This is a genomic window from Corynebacterium phocae, from assembly GCF_008693075.1.
Lineage (GTDB): Bacteria > Actinomycetota > Actinomycetes > Mycobacteriales > Mycobacteriaceae > Corynebacterium > Corynebacterium phocae.
The window spans coordinates 1-822 of sequence record NZ_VXKJ01000038.1; the positions used below are offsets into that span (position 1 = coordinate 1).

General features: G+C 52.3%; 1 rRNA gene. It reads right to left on the bottom strand.

Annotated features, from left to right (window positions below):
* Nucleotides 1-822: ribosomal RNA gene (locus tag F4V58_RS05925) — 23S ribosomal RNA — on the bottom strand; the annotation flags it as partial.

Sequence of the window (822 nt, forward strand, 5' to 3'; positions counted from 1 at the left end):
CAAGGGCTGAAGTTATCAGTGTCAGTGGTGGTTAGTATCAATGCTTTATCATGGGCGCATATATACGGGTACCAGAATATCAACTGGTTGTCCATCGACTACGCCTGTCGGCCTCGCCTTAGGTCCCGACTCACCCTGGGAAGACGAACTTGACCCAGGAACCCTTAGTCATCCGGCGGTAAGGATTCTCACCTTACAATTCGTTACTCATGCCTGCATTCTCACTCGTACACAATCCACGCCTGTTTACACTAACGCTTCACAACATGTACGACGCTCCCCTACCCAAAAACAATATTACTTATCTTTGCCGCGGCTTCGGCGGTGTGCTTGAGCCCCACTACATTGTCGGCGCGGAACCACTCGACCAGTGAGCTATTACGCACTCTTTCAAGGATGGCTGCTTCTAAGCCAACCTCCTGGCTGTCTTCGCGATCCCACATCCTTTTCCACTTAGCACACCCTTAGGGGCCTTAACCGGCGATCTGGGCTGTTTCCCTCTCGACTATGAAGCTTATCCCCCACAGTCTCACTGCCGCACAACACATTGATGGCATTCGGAGTTTGGCTGACATTGCTAAGATTGTAGTCCCGCTCAACCAACCAGTAGCTCTACCTCCACCAAGCTAATGCGACGCTGCACCTAAATGCATTTCGGGGAGAACCAGCTATCACGGAGTTTGATTGGCCTTTCACCCCTACCCACAACTCATCCCCGCAGTTTTCAACCTACGTGGGTTCGCGCCTCCACAGCATCTTACTGCTGCTTCACACTGGCCATGGGTAGATCACCCCGCTTCGGGTCCAGGACATGCCACTAAA